The 17,234-nt window shown below is 63.9% G+C and carries 20 protein-coding genes; 11 read left to right on the top strand and 9 right to left on the bottom strand.

What is annotated here, in order from left to right:
• Positions 1-14: 14 nt before the first annotated feature.
• From BLT42_RS01860 to BLT42_RS01885, 6 genes are all read left to right on the top strand, one after another.
• A complete protein-coding gene (locus BLT42_RS01860; RefSeq protein WP_176780205.1) occupies positions 15-527 on the top strand; it encodes a TIGR02301 family protein in 513 nt (170 codons plus the stop codon).
• Between the two features lie 157 nt (positions 528-684).
• On the top strand, positions 685-1,701 hold the full coding sequence (locus BLT42_RS01865; protein ID WP_091765966.1) for an efflux RND transporter periplasmic adaptor subunit: 1,017 nt from the start codon (positions 685-687) through the stop codon (positions 1,699-1,701).
• An 84-nt stretch (positions 1,702-1,785) separates the two neighbouring features.
• On the top strand, positions 1,786-2,478 hold the full coding sequence (locus tag BLT42_RS01870; RefSeq protein WP_091765969.1) for an ABC transporter ATP-binding protein: 693 nt from the start codon (positions 1,786-1,788) through the stop codon (positions 2,476-2,478).
• Positions 2,475-3,632: an ABC transporter permease gene (locus BLT42_RS01875; RefSeq protein WP_091765972.1), complete on the top strand. Its 1,158-nt coding sequence runs from the start codon at positions 2,475-2,477 to the stop codon at positions 3,630-3,632. Before BLT42_RS01870 ends, BLT42_RS01875 begins: the two co-directional genes overlap by 4 nt.
• 12 nt (positions 3,633-3,644) lie before the next feature.
• A complete protein-coding gene (locus BLT42_RS01880) occupies positions 3,645-4,823 on the top strand; it encodes an ABC transporter permease (protein WP_091765975.1) in 1,179 nt (392 codons plus the stop codon).
• Positions 4,824-4,833: 10 nt separating this feature from the next.
• A complete protein-coding gene (locus BLT42_RS01885) occupies positions 4,834-5,052 on the top strand; it encodes a hypothetical protein (protein WP_091765978.1) in 219 nt (72 codons plus the stop codon).
• A 33-nt stretch (positions 5,053-5,085) separates the two neighbouring features.
• On the opposite strand, the gene BLT42_RS01890 is transcribed toward BLT42_RS01885, so the two are convergent.
• The 5 genes from BLT42_RS01890 to BLT42_RS01910 form a co-directional block, all read right to left on the bottom strand.
• On the bottom strand, positions 5,086-5,847 hold the full coding sequence (locus tag BLT42_RS01890; RefSeq protein ID WP_091765981.1) for a hypothetical protein: 762 nt from the start codon (positions 5,845-5,847) through the stop codon (positions 5,086-5,088).
• A gap of 72 nt (positions 5,848-5,919) precedes the next feature.
• A complete protein-coding gene (locus BLT42_RS01895) occupies positions 5,920-6,309 on the bottom strand; it encodes a DUF6165 family protein (RefSeq protein ID WP_407657271.1) in 390 nt (129 codons plus the stop codon).
• A gap of 53 nt (positions 6,310-6,362) precedes the next feature.
• Positions 6,363-7,700: a dihydroorotase gene (locus BLT42_RS01900; protein ID WP_091766837.1), complete on the bottom strand. Its 1,338-nt coding sequence runs from the start codon at positions 7,698-7,700 to the stop codon at positions 6,363-6,365.
• Between the two features lie 2 nt (positions 7,701-7,702).
• Positions 7,703-8,653, bottom strand: coding sequence for a glycosyltransferase family 9 protein (locus BLT42_RS01905; protein WP_091765987.1), 951 nt, complete (start codon positions 8,651-8,653; stop codon positions 7,703-7,705).
• A gap of 87 nt (positions 8,654-8,740) precedes the next feature.
• Positions 8,741-9,706: a glycosyltransferase family 9 protein gene (locus BLT42_RS01910; RefSeq protein ID WP_091765990.1), complete on the bottom strand. Its 966-nt coding sequence runs from the start codon at positions 9,704-9,706 to the stop codon at positions 8,741-8,743.
• Positions 9,707-9,770: 64 nt separating this feature from the next.
• Between BLT42_RS01910 and ygfZ the strand changes: the two genes are divergently transcribed.
• Entirely contained in the window at positions 9,771-10,589 is an 819-nt protein-coding gene (gene ygfZ / locus BLT42_RS14925; RefSeq protein WP_176780206.1) for a CAF17-like 4Fe-4S cluster assembly/insertion protein YgfZ, read from the top strand.
• Positions 10,589-11,170, top strand: coding sequence for a DNA-3-methyladenine glycosylase I (locus BLT42_RS01920; RefSeq protein WP_091765994.1), 582 nt, complete (start codon positions 10,589-10,591; stop codon positions 11,168-11,170). Before ygfZ ends, BLT42_RS01920 begins: the two co-directional genes overlap by 1 nt.
• Before the next feature lie 25 nt (positions 11,171-11,195).
• On the opposite strand, the gene BLT42_RS01925 is transcribed toward BLT42_RS01920, so the two are convergent.
• Both BLT42_RS01925 and BLT42_RS01930 read right to left on the bottom strand, forming a co-directional pair.
• Positions 11,196-11,840 (bottom strand): response regulator, encoded by a 645-nt coding sequence (locus BLT42_RS01925; protein ID WP_091765996.1) that lies wholly within the window; start codon positions 11,838-11,840, stop codon positions 11,196-11,198.
• Positions 11,837-13,741, bottom strand: coding sequence for an ATP-binding protein (locus BLT42_RS01930; RefSeq protein ID WP_176780207.1), 1,905 nt, complete (start codon positions 13,739-13,741; stop codon positions 11,837-11,839). The genes BLT42_RS01925 and BLT42_RS01930 overlap by 4 nt, the downstream gene beginning before the upstream one ends.
• 218 nt (positions 13,742-13,959) lie before the next feature.
• Between BLT42_RS01930 and BLT42_RS01935 the strand changes: the two genes are divergently transcribed.
• Entirely contained in the window at positions 13,960-14,322 is a 363-nt protein-coding gene (locus BLT42_RS01935) for a hypothetical protein (protein WP_143024008.1), read from the top strand.
• Positions 14,323-14,366: 44 nt separating this feature from the next.
• Positions 14,367-14,828 carry a hypothetical protein gene (locus BLT42_RS01940; protein ID WP_091766004.1) on the top strand — a complete coding sequence of 154 codons (462 nt, stop codon included), beginning with the start codon at positions 14,367-14,369 and terminating at the stop codon, positions 14,826-14,828.
• A gap of 70 nt (positions 14,829-14,898) precedes the next feature.
• Here the strand turns inward: BLT42_RS01940 and BLT42_RS01945 are convergent, their stop codons facing one another.
• Complete coding sequence (locus tag BLT42_RS01945; RefSeq protein WP_143024009.1) at positions 14,899-15,522, bottom strand: hypothetical protein; 624 nt, start codon at positions 15,520-15,522, stop codon at positions 14,899-14,901.
• Complete coding sequence (locus BLT42_RS01950; RefSeq protein WP_091766010.1) at positions 15,519-15,836, bottom strand: autorepressor SdpR family transcription factor; 318 nt, start codon at positions 15,834-15,836, stop codon at positions 15,519-15,521. Before BLT42_RS01950 ends, BLT42_RS01945 begins: the two co-directional genes overlap by 4 nt.
• 276 nt (positions 15,837-16,112) lie before the next feature.
• On the opposite strand from BLT42_RS01950, the gene BLT42_RS01955 reads away from it, so the two are divergent.
• Positions 16,113-17,159, top strand: coding sequence for an SMP-30/gluconolactonase/LRE family protein (locus tag BLT42_RS01955; RefSeq protein WP_091766013.1), 1,047 nt, complete (start codon positions 16,113-16,115; stop codon positions 17,157-17,159).
• Positions 17,160-17,234 lie beyond the last annotated feature (75 nt).

The raw sequence follows: 17,234 nt of genomic DNA on the forward strand, positions 1-17,234 counted from the left end.
CCAATATGGCGATCATGCGCACACTGACCGCCCTCCTCGCGACCCTGATCCTGCTGCCGCTCGCCGCTGGCTGGGCGGACGCGCAAAAGCCGGGCGCACCCGATTGGCGCGCACCGGACCGCGCCAGCGCGCGAGAGGCGGCGCGCACTGAACGCGAGGTCCAGCGCGGCATTGACCGCCTCGCCACCCATACCGCCGCCGTTTCCACTCAGCAGCGCGATGTCGGCGATACCGAGCGCGCCCTGCCCTATCTCGCCTACACGCTGGGCGAATTACACTATCTCGCCTCGGCCTGTGAAGGCCTCGACTCCCAGGCCTGGCGCCAGCGCATGATCGAATTGCTGGCCATGGAAGCCCCCGAGCCCGGCCGCCGGCGCGACCGGATGATCGAGAGCTTCAATGATGGCTACCGGGTGCAGCAACGCCGCCGTCCGGTCTGCGGCGAGGAAGTCGAGATCGAGCGCCGCGCCCTGGCCCATCGCGGCCATGATCTGTCGGAAATGATGCGCGCCGCCTATTTCGACTGACTGCGGCCCGCACGCCCGCCTGGTCACTGACGCAGGCTCCGCGGCGATTGGCGAAATATGATCCGGGCGGGACGCGAACCCGTAGAATACCGGGTGTTCTGATCCGGCAGCCGTTGTATATGGGGATCGCATTCGTACAGACCCCGGGGGGAATTGAATGACCGACCGCAGTGCCCAGCTCCATTCCTTGAGCATTGACCGCGACGAGCCGGAGGCCCGTTCGGGTATCTCGCTGATCACAATGCTCAGCCTGCTCGTCGGCGCCATCATCGCGACTGCGGCCCTGATGTGGTTTTTCGTGACCCCGCCAGCGCCTGCCCCCGCTGCAGCCCCGGTCACCACGGCAATCACGACCACCACCACCCCATCGCCAGCAGCCCCGGCCGCACCGGCCCCGCGCACATCGGGCCTGGTCGCTTCAGGCTATGTCGTGGCGCGCCGCCAGGCGACGATCTCGGCGGAAATCACCGGCCGCATCCGTGACGTGCTGGTTGAAGAAGGCACCCGCGTTGAGGTTGGACAGGTACTGGCCCGGCTCGATGATACCCGCGCCCTGATCCAGCTTGACCTGCTGCAATCCCAGCTCAACGCCGCCTCCGCGCGCATTCGCTCGCTCGACGCACAACTGGCCGAGGCCCGGCTGGTGGCAACGCGGGCCGCCGATCTGGCAGCGCGCAATATCGGACCACAAGCCAATGTCAGCGCCACCCAGGCCCAGGTCGACAGCCTGGCCGCACAACTGGCCGCCGCGCGCTCCGACCGGGCCGCTGCCGCCGTGATGCTGGTCAGCCAGCAGGACCTGATTGAACGCCATATCGTGCGCGCCCCCTTCGCCGGTATCGTCATCGCCAAGAATGCCCAGGTCGGCGAGATCCTCTCCCCGGCATCGGCGGGCGGCGGCTTTACCCGGACCGGCGTTGCCACCCTGGTGGACATGGATTCGCTGGAGATCGAGGTCGACGTCAATGAAGGCCAGATCGGCCGCGTCACCCCCGGCCAGCGCGTCGAGGCCCGCCTCGATGCCTATCCCGACTGGCGCATCCCGGCCCATGTCGAAGCCATTATCCCGACCGCTGATCGCGCCCGCGCCACCATCCAGGTCCGCGTCGCCTTCGACGAGCGCGATGACCGCATCCTGCCGGACATGGCCGCACGCGTGATTTTTGTTGAATAGGCCCGGCCGGCGCAAGCCGACAGCCGCGACCGTATAACCAGACCTCCGCCCTTGCGGCCAGAAACAGAGAATGAGGACCCGTCCATGACTGACCTTTACCAGCTGACCGATCTGTCCAAGGGCTATACGCGCGGACGCGAAGCCATCACGATTTTCGAACAATTGACGATGTCGATCCAGGAAGGCGATTTCATCGCCATCATGGGCCCGTCCGGCTCCGGCAAGACGACCCTGCTCAACCTGCTCGGCGGCATCGACCGGCCGAGCTCCGGTTCGGTGGATTGCCAGGGCGTGCGCATCGACAAGCTGTCACAGGGCAAGCTCGCCAAATGGCGCGCCGCCAATGTCGGCTTCATCTTCCAGTTCTATAATCTGATGCCGACGCTGAACGCCGCGCAGAATGTCGAACTGCCGCTGCTGCTGACCAATCTGTCCGGCAAGGCGCGCAAGGAACGCGTCGCCACCGCCCTCGATATTGTCGGCCTGGCCGACCGCGCCCGGCATTCACCGCGCCAGATGTCCGGCGGCCAGCAACAGCGTGTCGCCATCGCCCGCGCCATTGTCGCCGACCCGAAAGTCCTGCTCTGCGACGAGCCGACCGGCGATCTCGACCGCAAGTCCGCCGACGAAATTCTCGAGACGCTTCAGCTGCTCAACAAGGATCTCGGCAAGACCATCATCATGGTCACCCACGATCCGTCCGCCGCGAAATATGCCCGCCGCGAACTGCATCTCGACAAGGGCCGTTTCGTGGAAGCTGCGGAGCTGGCCCAATGAATGATTTCACCCTGATAAGGAAGAATCTCTTCCGCAAGAAGATGCGGGCCATCCTGCTGATCTTCTCGATCATGATCGCTTTTCTGATCTTCGGAGCCCTGGGCGCCTTCTATTCCGTCTGGACCTCGGGCTCATCGAGCGCGGCCGACAACCGGCTTGTCACCGTCAACCGGATCAATTTCACCGTCTCGATGCCGTTCGCCTATTGGGGACGGGTCGAGGGGGTCGAAGGCGTGACCAATGTCAGCCATGCCAGCTGGTTCGGCGGCTATTACCAGGAGCCGGCCAATTTCGTACAGACCTTCGCCGTCGATCCGGAAAGCTGGCTCGCCGTCTACTCAGAACTGACCATGCCGGATGAGCAGCGCGCCGCCTTCTTCAATACGCGCGACTGCCTGCTGGTCGGGGCCGACCTGGCTACGCAATATGGATGGAGCGTCGGCGATCGTATTCCGCTGCTTTCAAACATCTGGCAGAAACAGGACGGCACATCGAGCTGGGACTTCGAAGTCTGCGCTGTTTTCGACGCGGAAGACGATACGCTTCCGACCAATTACGCGATGTTCCACTACGAGTATTACAATGAAGCGCTGGCCTTCAACCGGGACAATATCGGCTGGATGGTGCTGACAACGATTGATGCCGCGCAAAATGACCGCATCATGCGCGAGATTGACTCCCTGTTCGCCAATTCTCCGGCCGAGACAGAGACCAGTACCGAAGCGGCCTTTAACGAGGCCTTCGCAGCCCAGTTCGGCAATATCGCCTTGATCCTGCTCTTCGTTGTCGGCGCAGCCTTCATGACCATCTTGATGATTGTCGGCACCACCATGGTTATGGCGATCAATGAGCGGACCAAGGAAATCGGGGTGATGAAGACCCTCGGCTTCCCGGCGCCGCGCATTTTCCGCATGGTGTTGATCGAATCCATCCTGCTCAGCCTGGTCGGCGGTTTGCTCGGCCTCGGCCTCGCAACACTGGCGGTTGCGGGCTCTGCGGCGGCGATGGCCGCCTTCCTGCCCGGGCTCAGCATGCCCCCGCTCGTGCTTTCGATCGGCCTTGCCCTCGCCATCGGGCTGGGTTTCATCACTGGCATTATTCCCGCCATCAACGCCCAGCGCGTGACCATCGTCACCGCCCTTGGCAAGCTCTAGGAGACGGATGAGATGTTCGACCAGATCGCAGCCGTAACCCTGATCAATCTGCGCTCCATTCCGCAACGCGCCTTGCTGTCGGGGGCGACCGTCTTCTCCATCGCCCTGGTCGTGATGGTCCTGCTCGGCTTCCTCGCCATGTCGAGTGGTTTCAGCAAGACCATGCAGGGCACGGGCTCAGCCGATGTTGCGGTGATGTTGCGCACAGGCTCGCAGACCGAGCTCAATTCGGGCCTCTCCGTCGACCAGCTGCGCCTGATCGAGGAGGCGCCAGGCATTGCCCGGGACGCGAACGACATACCCATCGTCTCGGGCGAGCTCTTCGTCATCGTCGACGGTATCAAGCGGGCCTCCCAGACCGAGGCCAATCTGCCGCTGCGCGGCGTCGGACCGGCAGCCCAGTCGCTGCGCCAGGGCTTCACCATCGTCGAGGGCCGCACCTATGAAGCGGGCACCAATGAGCTGATCGTGGGCGAAGGCATTATCCGCGAATTCGCCGGCTTCGATCTTGGCCAGACCATCCGCCTCGGCTCGAATGAATGGGTCGTCGTCGGGATCTTCTCGACCGGCGGAACCGTCTTCGACAGCGAAATCTGGACCGATCTGACCGTGATCCAGAATCTCTATCAGCGCGGCACTTCCGTGCAGTCGATCCGCGCCCGGCTGACCAGCCCCGAAGCGATCGAGGAGGTGCGCGCCTACGCAGAAAACGATCCGCGCCTGAATCTCGATATCCAGAGCGAAGTCGACTATTTCGCCAGCCAGGCCGGCGGCACCGCTATGCTGATCACCTATCTGGGCGTCCCGCTTTCGATCGCCATGGCAATCGGCGCCCTCGCCGGTGCCTGGAACACGATGTATTCCTCGGTCGACACCCGCATGCGCGAGATCGCAACCCTGCGGGCCATCGGGTTTTCCGGTTTCGCAGCAGCGTTTGGAACCATGGTCGAATCCCTGGCCCTGGCGGGTTTGGGCGGACTGATCGGCGCGGCAGGCGTCTACCTCTTGTTCAACGGAGTCAGCGCCTCAACGCTGGGCTCCAGCTTTACCCAGGTTGTATTCTCCTTCGCGGTGACCCCGATGTCGGTCGTTCTCGGCCTCGGCCTCGCCCTGATCGTCGGCTTCCTCGGCGGCATCATCCCCGCGATCCGCGCAGCGACGGTACCGCTGCTCGCCGTCCACCGGAGCTAGGGTTCGCGAAATGGTGAAGGTCGAGCTGAGCGCGGCGGAAGCGATTGTCCTGTTCGAGATGCTCAACCGGCTGGTCGATGGCGATATGCTGGCCGATGACGCCGAAACGCAGGCGGCGACAGCGCTGATCGACAGGCTGGAAGGCGGACTGCCAATCGTCGCCGGGGTCGATTACGCCCTGCGCCTGGCGCGGGCGCGCGAGGAATTGACCGAGGATATAGAGGACTGATCAGGCATACGGCCGGATCAGTCCTGATATCCGTCAGCCGTAATAATCGTCCTCGGCCTCACGCAGTTTTTGCTGCTCCTTGTGAGGGGGGAGGATTTCCATCTTCACATGGCGGCGGCGATTGGTGGAGATGACGAAGAAGCGCTTGTCGGGATAGTCCAGCTTGCACTCGAGCATCGCCGAGGTGATCAGGTCGACATTCTTGAGATCATCATCCGACATGCCGAAAGAGTGCGGCAGATCGCGGCCATACTTGTCCAGTCCCGTCTCGACGCAGCGCCGGATCGCGGTCCGCTTGAGGCCGGCGGTGGTCATGTGAGCGCCGAGTTCATCGCGGATCTCCGGATTTGAAACCGGGTAAATGCCCATATAATCAGGCTCTTCAGGAATATGCCCGGCCTCGACGAGCAGGCGGATACCTTCCTGGATGATCTCGCGTGAATGCTGACGCGCCGTGATGACGGCGATCGGTCGGCGCTTGAGCACAGCGTATTTGAAAATGTCCCAGGACGGGCCCTTCCAGTGGGCGCTGTCGAGGGCACGGCGGACATCGCGCAGCAGGTATTCCTCGCCATTGCGATCCTGGCCATCGGAGAATTCACGATAGGCCCGCGCCGGCGGATCGGCCCAGTCTTCCCACAGGCCGGGCACGCCAAGATAGGCCTTGATATCCTCATACTCATGCTGGCGCATGGCCCGTTCTTCGCCGGTCATGGTGTTGAGCAGATGGATCCGCGTCGGCAGATGCAGGATGTTTTCGTCGATATCAAAGAAATAAAAGCTCTGGCGTTCCACGAAGGCATCCTTGTTGGCATCCGTCCGTCAGACGGGCTGGGTTGCCCCGCTTAACGAGGCGCGGCACGCGATTCAATAGGCGGCGTAGGATTTTTCTTCGACGATATTCGAGCCCAGCAGCACATTGATGTCCTTCTTCAGGGCCGCGCGCTTGTCATTGGTGACATAGACGGCGCGCGCGAGGCGGATAAACTCGGCGCCGAAATCGCCGTCGCGCTCGCAGTCGCGGATATCATCCTCAATCACCCAGAGCTCTTCATTGACGGCCTGCAGCGCCGCATCGAGACGGCTCAGCGCGTCGCTGGCCGGAACATCACTGGCCAGGGTCTCGTTGAGCAGGGCCAGTTCGGTGCGGACATTCTTCAGCTTCGCATCATCACCGATCCGCTCCGACTTGATCCGCAGAATGGTGATCTTGTCGATCAGCTCGCCCGGCGCAATGGCCGTCAGTATCGTCGTCATGGTCATGGGGATTCCTTTTGAGAGACGCGTGCGAGCCAGGCATGGCGGGATGATCAGCTGTGCTGCAGGGCTTCCATGAAGCGCACTGGTTGACCGCTGCCGGGCGCAACCAGCTCGCCGTCGCGCATCACGGTCCGGCCGCGCACAATCGTGCCCACCGGCCAGCCGGTGACGCGCATGCCATCAAACGGGGTCCAGCCCGATTTGGACTGCGACCACGCATCGGTGATCGTCTCGGTCCGCTTCATGTCGACCAGGGTGAAGTCGGCATCCCAGCCAATCGCCATCCGGCCCTTGCCGGCAATGCCGAAAACCCGCTGCGCACCGGCCGAGGTCAGATCGACAAAGCGCTCGATCGTCAGGCGGCCGGCATTGACATGGTCAAGCATGATCGGGACCAGGGTCTGAACGCCAGGCATGCCCGACGGGCTTTGCGGATAGGGCTTGGCCTTTTCTTCCAGCGTGTGCGGTGCGTGGTCGGAGCCGATCACATCGACAATGCCGCGCTGCAGGCCGCGCCACAGACCGGCGCGGTGGTAAGCGTCACGCAGGGGCGGGTTCATTTGCGCCCGCGCGCCGATGCGTTCGTAAATCTCCGGCCCTTCCAGGGTGAGATGCTGCGGCGTCGCCTCGACGGAGGCGTAATCGCGGTGATCGGCGAGGAAATCCATTTCCTCGGCGGTCGAGACATGCAGGACATGGATACGCTTGCCGGTTTTGCGCGCCAGCCGGACCAGGCGTTTCGTGCTCATCAGCGCGGCTTCCGCGTCGCGCACGACGGGATGGCTGGTCCAGTCGCCGGCGACAGCGAGATGGCGGCGTTCGACGAGGCGGTATTCATCCTCGGAATGGAAGGCGGCGCGGCGATTGATGGCGCGCAGTACGCGTTCGACGCCCTCATCATCGGCGACCAGCAGGGAGCCGGTCGAGGCGCCCATGAAAACCTTGACGCCACAACAGCCCAGCATGCGCTCCATCTCGGGCAGGATGTCGGCATTTTCATTGGTCGCGCCGGCATAAAAAGCGTGGTCGCAATGCATGCGGTTTTTGGCGCGGGCGAGCTTGTCGGTCAGCATGTCCGGCGAGGTCGTGGTCGGCTCGGTATTGGGCATTTCGAACACGGCGGTCACACCGCCCATCACCGCGCACAGCGAGCCCGATTGCAGGTCTTCCTTCCACTCCATGCCCGGCTCGCGGAAATGGACCTGGGTATCGATCACACCGGGCAGGACCAGAAGGCCGGCACAATCGACCACCTCACCGGCAGACGCCCGGGACAGATCGCCGATCGCCGCGGTCTTGCCGTCAATCACGCCGATATCCGCATGGGCACGCCCGTCATGATTGACGATTTCGCCGCCCTTGAAGATCACATCGAAGGTCTGGGTCATGGTCATGCGGTCCTTTCAAAGAGTGCCTTTGCGGCATCATACACCGTGTCGACCGTCAGGTCCGCAAGCAGGCTTTCCGGATGCTGGCGGCGGTCATCATGGGCGCCGTCGATTTCGGCAAAGCTCGCCGGGCCGCGCACCGCATCAGTATGCCCGCCCCACGGCGCGTAGCAACGGTCATCGGAAGGCCCGAACAGGCCCAGTGTCGGCGTGCCGACCGCTGCGGCCATATGCATCAGCCCGCTATCATTTCCGACATAGAGCCGGCAGCGCTGTAGGCAGGCCGCCGTCTCGGGCAGGCCAAGGCCGACCAGATCAATAAACCGGGTTTGCGGCAGGGCGTCAAAAACCGGCTGCGCATAGACCGCGTCACCGGGACCGCCCAGCATCACCACGCTCGCCCCCGGCATCACGCCGCCAGGCGCGGTGAAACGGCGTATGAACGCAGCGAAACTCTCGGCCGGCCAGACCTTGAAAATCCAGGATGCGGACGGGCAGATCGCCAGATAGGGGCCCTCGCCGGGCAGGCGGTCTGCGGCCTGCGCGCGCACCGCCTCGGACAGGTAAAGACGCGGATCAGGCGGCGGATCGAGGGCCAGCACGCTGGCCGCTTCGGCGACCTTGGGAATGGGGGTTTTGCTCTTTTTCAGAATACGGCGCTGACCGGCGCGCAGGAAGCAGCCCGTCACCGAACTGCGCAGATCGACCACGAGATCCCATTTGGTGCCGACCGTGCGGCACCACAAATCCCACCAGTGCAGCCCGGCCTTCTTTTTGCGCATCACAATGATGCGGTCCAGGCGCGGGGTCTCGGTGAAGAGCGAAGCCGCCAGGGGGCCACAGGCAATGGTGAAGCGCGCCTGTGGGCACGTGCGGACGAGATGATCGAGAACACCGGAATTGATGATCGCGTCGCCGATACGGGTCGACGTAATGAAAAGGACGCGTTGCATGGGATGGCAGATAGCGCGGGCAGCAGGCCTTTACCAGAGAGGGGCGCAATCTGATTTTCGCCCGGGGGCCAGACCGGCCCCCTTGTCTCAGCTCCGCTGCAGCAGCGCGGCCGCGGCATCAAGGGCGGCATCGACGTCGAGATCGAGCAGAAGACTCTCCGGATGCAGGCGCCGGTCAGCGAAGGCGGCATCGATTTCGGCAAAGCCGGCCGCTCCGCGCACGATCGCACAATGCGCGCCATAGGGCCCGTAGCGGCGCTCGTCGGAGGGACCGAACAGGCCCAGGGTCGGGGTCTGCATGGCAGCGGCCATATGCATCAACCCGCTATCATTGCCGATGAAAAGACGCGCGCGCTGCAGGCAGGCGGCGACATCCATCAAGCCGAGCTGGCCGGTAAAATCGAGCAGGCCGGCATCGAGCGGACTGGCATCGGGCAGAGCGGCATGGATCGGCGCCGCTGCCGCCTCGTCGCCGGGTCCGCCAAAAATCGCCACCCGCGCGCCGGCCATGGCACCGTCCGGGGCGGTGAGACGTTTGACCAGTTCGCCAAACCTTTCCCCCGGCCAGACCTTGTAGGGCATGGAGGCCGAAGGACAGATCGCCAGCACCGGTGTGCCGTCGGGCAGCAGTTCAGCCGCCTTCGCCCGCGCCGCGTCGGAGAGATAGATTTTCGGATCGGGAACCGTATCAATCCCCAGCGCTGTGGCCGCCTCGGCAACCTTGTGAATCGGTGCGCTGGTCTGGCGCAGGATGCGCCGCTCTTTCGCCCGCAAGGCCCAGGCCGTCGCCGAGCAGCGCAGATCAACCACCAGATCCCATTGCTGGCCAATTGTCGCCCGCCAGAGATCAAACCAATGAGCTCCGGCCTTCTTCTTGGCCATCACGATAACCCGGTCCAGTCGCGGCACGGCGGCAAACAGCGGCGCCGCCAGCGGTCCGCAGGCAATCGTGAAGCGCGCCTCGGGCCGGGTCTCGACCAGATAACGCAATACGCCGGAATTGATGATGGCATCACCGATCCGGGTCGATGTGATAAGAAGGACGTTCTGCATGCACGCGCAAATACCGCGCAACACCCCACTTGGCCAGTCATCAAGGCAATGCGATAGAACGGATATGGAAACCACACCCCCCCGCATACACACCGCCCCGGCCCGCACCATTCTTTCCGTCTCCGGTCCGGAGGCCCGCGCGCTGCTCCAGCGCGTCATCACCGCCGATGTCGAGACGCTCGAGGCCGGCCAGTGCCGTCCCGGTGGGTTACTGACGCCCCAGGGCAAGCTTGCAGCAGACTTCCTGCTGTTTGCCGATGGGGAAACAGTATGGCTGGACGTGCCTGGCGCGACAGCCGAAACGCTCGCCAAACGTTTGTCGATGTTCAGGCTGCGCGCCAAGGCGGAGATCGTGATCAATACCGATCTGGCAGCGCTGTGGAGTGAACACCCGTTCGACAATTCCGCGCCGGATCCACGCCTGGGCGGCGGTGTTCACCGCGGTATTGGCGAGGAGGCGGGCGACAGTGTTTCGCTCGATGCGGTTGAAATCCTGCACGGAATTCCTGCCTTCGGCCGCGATTATGGCGAGGCTGAAGTCTTCCCGACCGACGTCAATCTCGACGTTTATGGCGGGATTGGCTGGAAGAAGGGCTGTTTCATCGGCCAGGAAGTGGTGAGCCGCATGAAACGCCGCGGCACCATCCGTAAACGCTCGTTATCCCTGAGCTTTTCCGGCGACGCCCCCGCCAGCGGCACGCCTGTCATGGCCGGCACGAGCACAATTGGCGAGATCACCTCATCGCACGGCCATCACGCCATCGCCCTGATCCGTCTCGACCGGCTGGAAGCCGCCAGCGAGACACCCCGGGCCGGCGGCCAGGAGTGCGTGATCGCCGTGCCCGACGCTCTACGTCCCGACGCAGCGGCGGAAAAAGTCTAATGAGTTCAGAGCGCTGCGCCTGGATCAACAGCCCGGATCCGATCTATGCCGCCTATCACGACACCGAATGGGGCGTGCCGGAATATGATAGCCGGGCGTTGTGGGAAAAACTCATGCTCGACGGTTTCCAGGCCGGCCTCGCCTGGATCACCATCTTGCGCAAACGCGAAACCATGCGCGAAGCCTTCCACGGCTTCGATCCGGAAGTCATTGCCCGCTATGATGATTCCGACCGCGAGCGCCTGCTCGCCAATCCCGGCATCATCCGATCGAAACTGAAAGTCGAGGCCGCCATCACCAATGCCCGCGCCTGGCTCGACATGCGCGAAGCCGGCGAGGATTTCTCCGCCTATCTCTGGAACCATGTCGGCGGCAGCCCGATCCAGAACCGCTATACCCGCGAAACCGGCCTGCCAACCCACACCGACCTCAGCACAGCCCTGTCAAAAGACCTCAAGAAGCGCGGCTTCAAATTCGTCGGCCCCGTCATCGTTTACGCCTTCATGGAGGCGGTCGGAATGGTCAATGACCATGAAGTCACCTGCCCGCGCCATGGCGCGGTCCAGACCATGGTGCGCTGAGCCTGGGCACGTAAAGACGGAGGTCTCAGGTCGATCCGGGCGTCAGGCCCATCCGGGTCGCGTGCCATGAAGCCTCGGCGCGCGAGGAAATCCCGAGCTTGCGATAGATCGCCTTGATATGGCTGGCCACCGTGCTCTCGGCGACGCCAAGATCGGCGGCGACATCGCTATTGCGCAGACCGCGCCCGATCAGGCCCAGCACATCGCGTTCGCGGGCGGTCAGGCCTTCATCGGGATCGGCGGCCGGCCCGGTCAGGCGGAAATGCTCCATGATGCGGCGCGCCACCGAGGGCGAGATCGCCGGCAAGCCCTCGGCCAGTTGCAGCAATTGCCGCGTCAGGAGCTCGGCTGGATTCTCCTTCAGGAGATAGCCCTGCGCGCCCGCCGACAGCGCTGACACGATCGAGGCATCATCGCCCATCACCGTGGTCACGATCGGCACGGCTTGCGGGCAGACCAGACGCAGGCTGCGCAAGACCTCCAGCCCCGATCCATCGGGCAGACCAAGATCGATCAGCGCGAGGTCATAATCCGCCTCGGCAGCGGCACGCAGGCCGGCGCGCATTGTCGCGGCCTCGGTGATGTCGCAATCAGGGAAGGCCGCGCGGGCGATTTCGCACAGCCATTTGCGGGTCTCGCTGACATCCTCGACGATCAATATCGCGCTCATGCGGCAGCTCCTCTGCGCGGAATCGGAAAACTGGCCGTCAGCCGGGTGCCGGCGGCGGACGGCGTGATCTTGAGCTGGCCCTTCAATCCGGCAATACGGCCACGCATATTGGCCAGACCGCGGCCGCCCGGCAAAACATCCGGATCGAAGCCGGATCCGTCATCCTCGATCACCAGTTCGACCCGGTCACCTTCCGGATGAATCTCGACCCGCATCAGGCTGGCACCGGAGTGCTTGAGCACATTGCTGGCAGCCTCGCGCAGCAGGGAGCGCAGGGCATGACCTGTCTGGGGCGGCAGGCCCGTAATGTCGCGGGCCTGATTGACCCATTCCAGCGCGATCCCGACCGAAGCGAGACGCTCGGCCGTCTCGAGCCGCAAGTCAGCAAGGGTTTCATCCAGCGACCGTGTGCCGCCAGAGGCGTCATTGATGATATCGCGCAGATCCGTCAGGGTTTCGCGGATCATGGAATTCTTGCGGTCCTCATCACGGCTGTGCAGGGCGCCGAGCAGATGCGCGCCAATATTGTCATGCATGTCGCGCGCTATCCGGCCACGCTCCTCGGTGACACCCCGGTCATAGGCGTCACGGCTGGCATCCGCATACGCCATCATCTGCACCAGGCGCTGGGCAGTTTTGACATGCGAGGGACTAAACAGGGCCCGGCCAGCCCAGGGATAGCGCAGGCTCAATCCCGGGATGTCGCCGATCGGCGGCAGCACGAGTTCAAGCCCGTCTTCGCGGATTTGCGGTTCGGCCACATCGGCTTCGGCCCGGTGGCAATCGAGCGGATCGAACAGGCGGGTGACCAGCCTGCGCCATTGTTCGGAGCGCTCCTGCAGCGAAGACTGGAAGGCGAGGTCAACGACAGCGTGAAACAATTCCTGCTCGCTCAATCCGGGGCGCGGCACGAAGTGCCGGGCCACGGCATCACGCAGCGGCAGATAGAGAAAACCGACGACCAGAAGCGAAATGCCGATCGCGGGGCCCGGGCGCAGGGAGAGCAAGCCGATCAGCGCCGCGTCCAGTGCCACGAGGATCAGCGTGCCGACCACGTAAAACAGGATGCGGAACGCCCACTCGCCCAGCTCGAACAGACGATATTGCCGCAGGCCTGCAGCGACGCCGATATAGATCAGGAGGAAACAGGCAAAGGCATAGCCCGCCTTGATCGGCGGCGGGTGTCCGAGCACGCTTGGCAAGGCGATCAAGCCGATAAACCCGCCAGCTCCGAACAGGACGGAGAGCCCGAACCAGGTCGCGACGGCCCGATCCTTCGGTGAACGTGCGGTGGCGAGGAACTGGCTGCCCACGGCCAGAAATATCCCCCCCATTTCGACCACGGTGACCAGATGAATCGATGACCAGGCCGGCATCCGGCCCAGCAAGGTCAAAACCGCCCAGAGACAGAAACCCGCACTGCTTAGCAGAGCCAGCGGGCGCCAATGGGGCAGACGCACCGGATAGACGAGAAAGAGAACGATCATCGCCGCGCCAAACAGGGTTGCGCCGCCGGCATTGAGCCACATCAAAACAACGGCGAGGCTGCGCGGCTCGATTACCGCGCCGGACCGGCTTGCCGCTGCCAGGGTGAAGATGAGAGTCGCCAGACCACTCAAGGCAAACAGGCCCGTAGCCAGCTCGCGTGGCCGCAAAGCCCAGACCCAGCCCGAAATAATCATTGCCCCCAGGCCGACAGCCAGCTGCACCCAGAAGATCGGCGGCAGCGGCATCATCGGCCCCGAGCCCATGGCCAGGCGGATGGTGGCGGCGGCCATAGCGAGGGCGAACAGGACAATCCCGGCCAGGCGAGCGCTCGGCGTATTGAACCCAGGCAGATCGTGAGCGGCAGCGGTTCCCGTCTTGCTGTTCACCGTCTTGCTACGCCCCGTCTCGCCCATTTCCATCTCCCGCTGGCTCGCGCCGCCTGAAGTATTCGTGCGCGCGCCGTTGCCGGCAATTCTTACCCGCGCCAACGGCGCCGGCGAACTCCCCGGAACAGGGGATGGAGAAGCCGGGGCCGCACGGATTAACTCAGAACAGATAACAGGATCGCCGTCCCAGCCAAGCGTGAACTCACAAGCGCGAGCGCGGCCGGGCCAACCCAGAGGGGGCAAAAATGAAACACACACTCCGGGCCGCATTCGTGGGCATTGCCCTCACGATGAGCGGCTGCAGCAGCGTCGTCGACAATTTCGTCACTGGCGGACCTCTGGTCCGGTCCGGCGAACAGACCGGCGTCATCCAGGTTGTGAACCGGTCCGGCTATTCGCTGACCTCGGTCCTGCTCGCCCGCTGCAGTGCGCCATCCTATGGCCTCAACCGTCTGCCCGACGGCGTCCGTATCGCGCCTGGCCAGACCTACACCTTCCGCGTCGGCGCCGACTGTTGGGCCGTGCTGGCCGGATTGGCCGGACATGAAGCTCGCCGCGACATGCACGTCCGTGCCGGGAGCGGCGTCGTCTACACCGTGACCGGCTGACCAGCCGCACTTTCCTCCACCCATGGATCCAGAAAGGATATCCCATGAAAGCCTTACTTACCGCCAGCGCCCTGTTACTGGCCCCTGTCATGACGGCGTGTCTTGCCGGGTCCGCGCAAGCGCAAACCTATGGCAGCGTCAGCCTGCGCGCCGGCTTCACACCCGACCCGTACCGCGTATCGATCACTTCGGGCGGAGCGATCAACGCCAACACGATATCATCAGGCTGCCGCGGCTGGATCGCGAACACGATGGACTACCAGGTGCACTACGCCGCCGGCTCCTTTAATCTGAGCTTCTCCTCGACCTCGTCGTCCGACACGACGCTGGTGGTCCAAGCGCCCAATGGCAATCTTTATTGCGATGATGACAGCGGCAACGGCCTCAACCCGATCGTAACCATCGGCAACCCGCAATCGGGCAGCTACAGCGTCTGGGTCGGGTCCTACCGGAACGGCGAATATGCCCAGTCTACCTTGTCGATCTCCGAGCTTGGGCGCCAGTAAGCGCCAAGCAGTCCCTGGGGGGACGATCTGGCGGCAATCGGGTTGCGTCCCAGGCAACCATGCCGCCAGATCACTTCGCCGGGCGCTGCCGGTTAAGGCGGCGCGAATAGAGTAGACCCAGCCCGCCATTCAGCAGAAGGAATGGCACGGTCAGCCAGCGCGAAACCGCATCACCCCACACCGAGTCCGCGAAGAAAATCACGGCTACCCAGAACAGGGCATGCATCAGCATCAAAACCGTCAGGCGTGGTTGTGACGCCAGCAGTCCACTGGCAGCCGATTGCGCCGCGGCTCCACCGGTCAGGATCACGCGCACCCAATTGGCCGCCGTCAATCCGAAACCCGCCAGAACGATCGCGCCGGCAACCGCCATCATCTGCGTCGCAGGCCACCAGACCCAGACCGCCAGCGCCGCCAGCCCGGCGATCACCAGAATCGTTGCCGCAAAGCGTTCTGCCGCCAGGACCGGGCCCGGATTTGCCCGCCGCGCGTCCACCGGAATGAACAGTTTGGGCCAATAATTGCCCACCACGAGCAGCAACAGCGCCAGCGCCGCTCCAACGCCGCGTTTTGCCCATTCGCGACCGATCAGTTCGAACTCTCCGGCAGTTGCGATAACCATCACAGCGATCACCAGACTGCCCATCAGCACCAGGCTGACAGGGGATCCGTATTTTTGTGGCGCAAGCGTCATATCCCAGTTTCCTTCCTGTCGTCCGGCACGCCGGTCGCGTCGGGCTTCGCAGTCATTTCCCATCCGAACAGGCGTGCAAAACCCAGCAAGGCGTCTTCCAGCACAGAAATCTGCAAATGATAGACGACCGACTTGCCGTGCTTCTCCGACGCCACCAGACCGGCCTCGCGCAAGATTGCGAAGTGAGCCGACATCGTCGATTTCGACACCTCGAACTGGCCCGCGAGCTCCCCCGCGCTCAATGGACCTTGCTTGAGCAATTCGAGCACGCGGCGACGCGTCGGATCGGAGAGGGCCTTGAATGCATTGTTCATGATTCGATATTTCGCTGATTATCAAATTATTTGCAAACACTCATTCACAAAAACCCTCCCTGGCCAGAGCGAATCGCGCGCCAGGACAGGTCTGGACACAGACAAATTCGATACAGCACAGCCGCTCTCGTCGCCCGTCCCGGCTCGCATCGCCGCCGGAGTCACGGCTGTGCGGGGATGCTCCGGGACCCCGAGCCCCATCAAATTCGGGTCGCGAAACCCATTGCCCGGATCACCGATCCGGGTCACCCTGCCGGCAGCCTGGGGGGAATTATCATGCGTGGAATCATCATCATTGTCGCGGCGCTCGGCGCCCTTGTTTCGCTGGCGGCCTGGGGCCCCGGTTCGCTGGACGCGATGCGGCTCGTCAATACGCCGGCAAATCCGGCACTCCAGCCCCTGTTCGAGCCCGTGCAGCATCCCCAGCGCACCGAGCGCGCCGACCTGCACGGTGCCGAAGACCTTGAACCCGGCCCCGATGGACGCCTCTATGCCAGCCTCGCCGATGGCCGGATCATGGCACGCGAACCGGTCGGCGACTGGGTCGAGTTTGCCAATACGGGCGGCCGCCCGCTCGGCCTGTCTTTCGCGCCCGACGGATCCCTGTTTGTCGCCGACGCGCGACGCGGGCTCCTGCATCATACCGGCGAAGGCTGGGATGTCTGGCTCGGCGCCGCGCCCGACGGACCACTCGTCTTTGCCGACGACCTGACCGTGCTCGCTGACGGCCGGATCGTGCTGACCGACGCCTCGCTGCGCCATGCCTATGGCCATCACATGGAGTCTTTCCTGGAAGCGGAACAGACCGGGCGCATCCTGATGGTCACCGGCCCCGATGAATATGCCGAGCTTGCCGGCGGACTGGCCTTCATCAATGGCGTCGACCATGACCCGGCAAGCGGCCGGGTTTACGTCAATGAGACCTGGAGCGGCCGGATCTGGCAGCTGGATCCGGACACCGGCGAGATGAGCGTCCTGATCGAGGGCCTTCCCGGCTACCCGGACAATCTCGAGTTCGACAATGCGACCGGGCTGATCTGGGCCGCCATGCCCTCGCTGCGCTCGGCTGATCTGGAAGCGCTGCATGCCCGCCCCTTCCTCAAACGCCTCGTCTGGCGCTGGCTGCAGATCGCCGGCCTGCCAGCCCTGCCCGACCGGCCCGCCATGGCCATCGCGGTCGATCGTGACGGTCATGCCGTCTACGGTCTCACCGGCCCGGCCGAAGCCCAGGACGGCACGACCACCGTTCTGGTCTGGAATGGCGAATTGTGGATGGCCGGGCTCGACCGCGACGGCATAACCGTCTTCAGCGCACCGGATTGAGAGCGGGTGCCTCTCCCGCGCCCGTGACCGTGACCGTGACCGTGACCGTCAAAGCCATGACCGGGCCTGTCGGCA

Origin of the sequence: Maricaulis salignorans, assembly GCF_900103475.1 — a bacterium.
Classification (GTDB): Bacteria; Pseudomonadota; Alphaproteobacteria; order Caulobacterales; family Maricaulaceae; genus Maricaulis; species Maricaulis salignorans.